Annotated in this window: 3 protein-coding genes and 1 pseudogene; all 4 read right to left on the bottom strand. The window is 71.1% G+C overall.

What is annotated here, in order from left to right:
- Nucleotides 1–50 precede the first annotated feature (50 nt).
- Nucleotides 51–338, bottom strand: a pseudogene (locus tag G3N92_RS29000) (magnesium chelatase); the annotation flags it as partial.
- Between the two features lie 83 nt (nucleotides 339–421).
- Complete coding sequence (locus G3N92_RS29005) at nucleotides 422–1,501, bottom strand: ATP-binding protein (RefSeq protein ID WP_206131013.1); 1,080 nt, start codon at nucleotides 1,499–1,501, stop codon at nucleotides 422–424.
- Nucleotides 1,498–5,604: a cobaltochelatase subunit CobN gene (cobN, locus tag G3N92_RS29010; protein ID WP_206131014.1), complete on the bottom strand. Its 4,107-nt coding sequence runs from the start codon at nucleotides 5,602–5,604 to the stop codon at nucleotides 1,498–1,500. Before cobN ends, G3N92_RS29005 begins: the two co-directional genes overlap by 4 nt.
- An 18-nt stretch (nucleotides 5,605–5,622) precedes the next feature.
- Nucleotides 5,623–6,693, bottom strand: a complete 1,071-nt coding sequence (cobW, locus tag G3N92_RS29015; protein WP_206131015.1) for a cobalamin biosynthesis protein CobW — start codon at nucleotides 6,691–6,693, stop codon at nucleotides 5,623–5,625.
- Nucleotides 6,694–6,743 lie beyond the last annotated feature (50 nt).

Consider the following 6,743-nt stretch of genomic DNA (forward strand, 5'->3'; position numbering starts at 1 on the left):
TCGACCCGGCCACCAACCCTCGTTCCCTACCCGACGCTCTTCCGACCTCACCAGCGCGGCACGGCCGGCCCGAAGCGGCGCACGGCCCCGCCCGCGCCGAAGCAGATCAGCGCCACCTCGGCCCGCTCGCGCGCAGCGGCGTCGAACAATCCCGCCAGCAGGCCCTTGGCGCGCGCGAGCCGGCCGCCGTCGAGCATCGAGGCCGAGCAATCGAGCACGAAACAATGGAATGCGCGCGGCGTGCCGGCACGCGGGCGGAACCGCAGATGCTCGGCGGCCAGCGGCGCGCCGCGACGGGCCGCAAGCGTAGCCGGCCACGCGATGCGCGGGCCGGGCAAGCCTCGGCTTCGCCGTGCGGGAGTGGTGCCGTGCTGCCATCGAACCCCGCTGCCTGGCGCGGCGGGGGCATCCGTTCGATGGCTCAGCGTTTTTTTGACGGCAGCGGTAGCGGGATCACGCCCTTCACGGGCACGAAGCCGGCCGGTTCGGGCGGCAGATAGCCCCAGTCGCCGTCCTGCGAGGCGTTGGCGTTGGCTTGAGCCGGGGAATCCGCCGCCGCGCCGCGCGGATCGGACGATGCCTGCGCGTCGCCCGAGTCGTTCGACCGCTGCGGCGTCTGCGGTGGCTGCGCCGCCGTCCGGCGATGGCGCAGCACCGATTCGGCCACGCGCTCGACATGCGCGGTGCCAACCGCCGTCTCTCCGTCGAACGCGGCCAGTGCGCGCGCCGCCCGCAGCATCACGAGATCGGCGCGCAGCCCGTCGACCGCGGCCTCGATGCACAGCGCGGCCACGCGCGCATGCACGGCATCGTCGACGACAACGCCCGGCAGCGCCTCGCGCGCGCGCCGAATGCGCGCCGCCAGCGCCGCCTGTTCCGCCTCGCGCGCCGCACGAAACGCGTGCGGGTCGAGATCGAACGCGAGCCGCGCCTTGACGATCCGCTGCCGCTCGTCCGCATCGCGGCAATTGGCCAGCTCGACCATCAGGCCGAAGCGGTCGAGCAACTGCGGGCGCAGCTCGCCCTCCTCCGGATTCATCGTGCCGACCAGCGCGAAGCGCGCCGCGTGCGTGTGCGAGATGCCGTCGCGCTCGACCGTGTTCACGCCGCTCGCCGCGGCATCGAGCAGCACGTCCACCAGCCCGTCGGCCAGCAGGTTGACCTCGTCCACGTACAGCACGCCCAGATGCGCGCGCGCCAGCAGCCCCGGCGCGAACCGCACGGCGTTCTCGCCGAGCGCGCCGGCCAGGTCGAGCGTGCCCGTGACCTGCTCGTCGGACGCGCCGAGCGGCAGCGTCACGAAGCGCCCTTCGGGCAGCAGTTCGGCCAATGCGCGCGCGGCCGTCGATTTCGCGGTGCCGCGCGGCCCGCTGACCAGCACGCCGCCGATCGCCGGATCGACCGCCGCCAGCAGCAGCGCCTGTTGCAGATCGGCCTGCCCGATCAGCGCGCTGAACGGAAACGGCGGCAGGCCGCCGGGATGCGTGTCGTGCTGGCTCATCGCCGCGCTCCTTCGAGATGCTGTTCGACCGCGAGCAGTTGCGCCTCGAGCCGCTCGCGATGGGTGCCCGGCTCTTGCCAGAGGCCACGCTGGATCGCTTCGAGCAGCCGCTCGCAGATGCCGTGCAGCGCGTGCGGATTGTGCCGTTCCAGGAACGCGCGGGTATCGGCGTCGTGCACGTAGGCGTCGGTCACCAGCGCGTACTGATGATCGGACACCACGCGCGCGGTCGCGTCATAGCCGTACAGATAATCGACGGTGGCGGCCAGCTCGGCCGCGCCCTTGTAGCCATGCCGCTTGACGCCGTCGATCCATTTCGGATTGACCACGCGCGAGCGGATCACGCGCGCGATCTCCTCGTTGAGCGTGTTCATGCGCGGCGTGTCGGGGCGGCTGTGGTCGCCGTGATACAGCGCCGGCTGACGGCCCGACAGATGCCGCACGGCCGCGGCCATGCCGCCCTGGAACTGGTAGTAGTCGTTCGAATCGAGCAGGTCGTGCTCGCGGTTGTCCTGGTTCTGCACCACCGCGTCGATCGTCGCGAGCCGCGCGCCGAACGCGTCCTGCGCGGCCTCGCCGGCGCTGTTCTGCGCATACGCGTAGCCGCCCCAGGCCTGATAGGCCTGGGCGAGATCGGCGTCGGTCTGCCAGCTGCGCTGGTCGATCAGGTCCTGCAAGCCCGCGCCGTAGCTGCCCGGCCGCGCGCCGAACACGCGCCAGACGGCCCGCCGCCGCGCCTCGTCGGCGGCCACGCCGCTCGCGGCCAGCGCCGCGGCGTCGCGCTGCACGCGCGCGCGGATCGGGTTCAGGTGCGCCGGCTCGTCGAGGTCGGCCACGGCCTGCACGGCCGCGTCGAACAGGTGCATGAGGTTCGCGAACGCATCGCGGAAGAAACCCGACACGCGCAGCGTCACGTCGATGCGCGGCCGGTCGAAGATCTCGATCGGCAGGATCTCGAAATCGGTCACGCGATGGCTGCCGTGCGCCCATTTCGGCCGCACGCCGATCAGCGCGAAGGCCTGCGCGACATCGTCGCCGCCGGTGCGCATGGTGGCCGTGCCCCAGACCGACAGGCCCACCGCGCGCGGATAGTCGCCGTGCTCCTGCAGGTGCCGCTCGACCAGTTGATGCGCCGATTTCATGCCGAGCGTCCAGGCCGCCTGGGTGGGCACCGCGCGCGTGTCGACCGAATAGAAATTGCGGCCGGTGGGCAGCACGTCGGGGCGGCCGCGCGACGGCGAACCGCTCGGCCCCGGCGGCACGAAGCGGCCGTCGAGGCCGCGCAGCAGATGGCCGAGCTCGTCGGCGCCGCAGGCGTCGAGCCGCGGCGCGAGATCGCCGGCGATGCGCGACAGCACGGCCAGCGTGAGCGGCCAGCGCTCGGGGACGGCGCGCAGCGCCGCGAGCGTTGCCGATGCGTCGTTTGCTGCGTTGTTTGTTGCGTCGTTTGTTGCGTCGTTTGTTGCGTCGTTTGCTGCGTCGTTTGCTGCGTTGTTTGCTGCGTTGTTTGCTGCGTCGTTTGCCGCGTCGTTTGCCGCGTTGTTTGCTGCGTCGTCGGCCGCATTGTCGGCCGCGTCGTCGACCGGATAATCAGCCGCGCCGTTCGCCGTGTCGGCTGCTCCGTTGCGCGCAACGTCGCCAGCGCCACCCTGCGTCGCGCTACCCGCCGTACCGGCAACCGCTCGGACCATGTCCTCGCCACGCCCGCCTTGCTCATCGTCGAGCCCAGCCACCAGCCGCTGCGCGAACAGTTCGAGCCGCTCGCGCGTATCGCCCGCGTGCCGCCACGGCGTCGCGTCGACTGCCAACAGTTCGGCCGGGCGCGGCCCGTCCCACGGCGCGGCCCAATCCGCCGCGAGCGGATCGAACGCCGCGCCCAGTTGCAGGTCGCGCGCGAGCGCGGCGATCAGCCCGGCGTTCGCGCCGAGGCCATCGCCCACCGGAAAGCGCGCGAGCGCGAGCAGCGTGTCGCGGCGCTGCCGCCCCTCGGGCGAGCGCCCGAACGTGTGCAGCCCATCGCGAATCTGCGCTTCCTTCAGTTCGCACAGCCACGCGTCGACGCGCGTGAGCAGCGCATCCTCGTCGTCGCGGCCCGACGGCGCGGCGAGGCTCAGCTCCTCGTGCAGCCGGTGCTCGACGATGGTGTCGAGGATCGTCTTGCGCAGCAGCCTGGCGCGCCGCGCGTCGACCATCAGCGCGTCGTAATACTCGTCGACCTGCCGCTCCAGATCCTGCAGCGGCCCGTAGTTCTCGGCGCGCGTGAGCGGCGGCATCAGGTGATCGACGATCACGGCCTGGGCGCGGCGCTTGGCCTGGCTGCCCTCGCCGGGATCGTTGACGATGAACGGATACAGATGCGGCAGCGGCCCGAGAATCAGATCGGGCCAGCAGGATTCGGACAGCGCCACGCTCTTGCCCGGCAGCCATTCGAGATTGCCGTGCTTGCCGACGTGCACGACCGCGTCGATCGCGAACGCGTCGCGCAGCCAGAAATAGAACGCCAGATAGGCGTGCGGCGGCACGATCTCGGCGTCGTGATAGCTGGCGTAATCGTTGGCCTCGCGCGTGCGCGCCGGCTGGATGCCGACGAACACGTTGCCGCAGCGCCAGCCCGCGATCGGAAAGCGGCCGTGACGCAGCGCCGGTTCCTGCTCGGGCGCGCCCCAGCGCGCCTCGATCGCCGCACGCGCCTCGGTCGGCAGCCGGTCGTAGCGCTGCCGGTAAGCCGCCATCGCGAGGCTCTGAAACGCCGGGCGCAACGCGCTCGCATCGGCGTCGTTGGTCACGCCCTCGGTGAGCCGCGCGATCAGCGCGTCGCCGGATTCGGGCAGCGCGCCGTTCAGCGTATAGCCCGCCGCGCCGAGCGCCGCCAGGATGCCGAGCGCCGACGCGGGCGTGTCGAGCCCCACGCCGTTGCCGATCCGCCCTTCGCTCATGGGATAGTTGGCCAGCACCAGCGCGAGCCGTTTGCCCGCGTTCGGCTCGGTGCGCAGCCGGCACCAGCGGCGGCTCAGCTCGGACACGAACGCGATCCGCTCCGCGTCGGGCTGATAGCGCACCACGTCCACTTCGGTGTGCGGGCAGCGATAGGCCAGCCCCTTGAAGCTGACCGCGCGCGTGACGATGCGCCCGTCCACTTCGGGCAGCGCCACGTGCATCGCGATGTCGCGCGCGTGCAGCCCCTGCGGATCGGCCAGCCACGCCTCGCGGTTGCCGCCCGACAGGATCACCTGCAGCACGGGCGCGTCGCCGGCCAGCTCGACGGCCGCGGGCGCGTCGATCGCGCCGGCCGCGAACGCCGTGGTGTTGAGCACCAGCGCCACCTGTTCGGACGCGCACAGCCGCGCGATCACCTCGCGGCTCACGGCGTCCTTCAGCGAGGTGACGGCAATCGGCAACGGGTTGAGCCCGTCGCGTTCGAGCGCCTCGATCAGCGCGTCGAACACGGCCGTATTGGCGGCCTGCCAGTGCGCCTTGTAGAACAGGATCGCCACCACCGGCGCGCCGGGCGTCCAGCGCGCGCGCCAGTCGTCGACGGTGGCCGGTTCGCTGGCCGGGTGATAGAGCGCGGCGGCCGGCAGCGGGCGCGGCGGCGCCGGCTCCTCGCCGTGGCCGAGCGCGTGAAACGCGATGCTGCGCAACAGCGCCTGCGCGTTGAACGCGCCGCCCTCGCGCAGATAGCGCCACCACTGGCGGCACAGCGCCGGATCGACGGTGCTCTTGGCGATCAGGTTCGGATCTTCCTGCAAGTCGCCCGAGAACATCGCCAGTTGCTGGCCGCGCCGTTCGGCCAGCGCTACCGCCTGCTCGATCCCGTACGGCCAGTAGGCCTCGCCGCCGAGATGGTCGATCACCACCACGCGCGCGTGCTGGAGCACGTCGTCCAGGTAGAAATCGACCGACGCCGGCTGGCGCAGGAACGTCACGTTGGCGAGCCGCACGCTCGGAAAGCCCTCGCCGAGCTGCGGCACCGCGCTGGCGAGCAGCGACAGCGTGGTGTCGGCCGAGCTCAGGATCACGATCTCGGCCGGCTGCTGATCGATCCGGATCACGCCCTGCGTGTCGTCGACGAAACCGCCGGGCGTGGTGCGCAGCAAATGCATCGTTCGGCTCGCCCCGCGTCAGGCGGCCTGCACGGCCGTGCCGAGCGCGGCCACGAACGCGCGCTGCAGTTCGGCCGCGTCGAGATCCTCGCCGATCAGCACGAAACGGCTCGCGCCGCCCTCGCCGTCCTGCAGCTTGCGGTCGAAATAGCTGTCGAACCGGCCGCCCACGCCCTGGATCACGAGCCGCATCGGCGTGTCGGGCAGCGCCGCGAAACCCTTGACGCGATAGATCGTGTGCTGGTCCACCAGCGCGCGCAGCGCGGCGATGGTCGCCTCGCGCGAGCTCACGCGCGCCTCCACCACCACCGAATCGAACTCGTCGTGATGGTGATCGGCGTCGTCCGCCGAGCCGTGATGGTCGTGGCGCAGGTGGATGGTGTCCTCGGACGCCGCGTTCAGGCCGATCAGCGTGGCCAGATCGAGCTCGCCGCGCTGCGCGCGCACGATCTTGACGTGCGCCGGGATCTCCTCGCGGATCGTCGCCTCGACGGCCTCGAACTGGCTCGCGTCGAGCAGGTCGGTCTTGTTGACGATCACCAGATCGGCCGACGAGAGCTGATCGGCGAACAGCTCGTGCAGCGGCGATTCGTGGTCGAGGTTCGGATCGGCGCGGCGCTGGGCGTCCACGGCGTCGACATCCTCCGCGAACTGGCCGGCGGCCGTGGCCGGGCCGTCCACCACCGTGATCACCGCGTCGCAGGTGAAGCTGTTCTTGATCGACGGCCAGTTGAATGCCTGCACGAGCGGCTTCGGCAGCGCGAGGCCCGAGGTTTCGATCAGCACGTGATCGATCTGCTCGCGGCGCTCGACCAGCGCCTCCATGACCGGATAGAACTCCTCCTGCACCGTGCAGCACAGGCAGCCGTTGGCCAGTTCGTACAGTTGGCCGGCCGCTTCCGCGCCCTCTTCGCAGCCGATGTTGCAGCCCTTCAGGATCTCGCCGTCGATGCCGAGTTCGCCGAATTCGTTGACGATCACCGCGATGCGGCGGCCCGAGGCGTTTTCGAGGATGTGACGCAGCAGCGTGGTCTTGCCGCTGCCAAGGAAGCCCGTCACCACGGTTACGGGAATTTTGCGCATTTGCATGGGAAGTCGTCCGTCGGAGAGTCTGTCTGGATGTCTGGCATCGATGGCAT

Origin of the sequence: Burkholderia sp. Ac-20379 (assembly GCF_017104645.1) — a bacterium.
Taxonomy (GTDB): Bacteria; Pseudomonadota; Gammaproteobacteria; order Burkholderiales; family Burkholderiaceae; genus Burkholderia.

What these genes read in the sequence shown, in the direction of transcription:
- cobN (WP_206131014.1), bottom strand. Translation starts at nt 5,604, where the DNA reads ATGCATTTGCTGCGCACCACGCCCGGCGGTTTCGTCGACGACACGCAG.
- cobW (WP_206131015.1), bottom strand. Translation starts at nt 6,693, where the DNA reads ATGCAAATGCGCAAAATTCCCGTAACCGTGGTGACGGGCTTCCTTGGC.
- G3N92_RS29005 (WP_206131013.1), bottom strand. Translation starts at nt 1,501, where the DNA reads ATGAGCCAGCACGACACGCATCCCGGCGGCCTGCCGCCGTTTCCGTTC.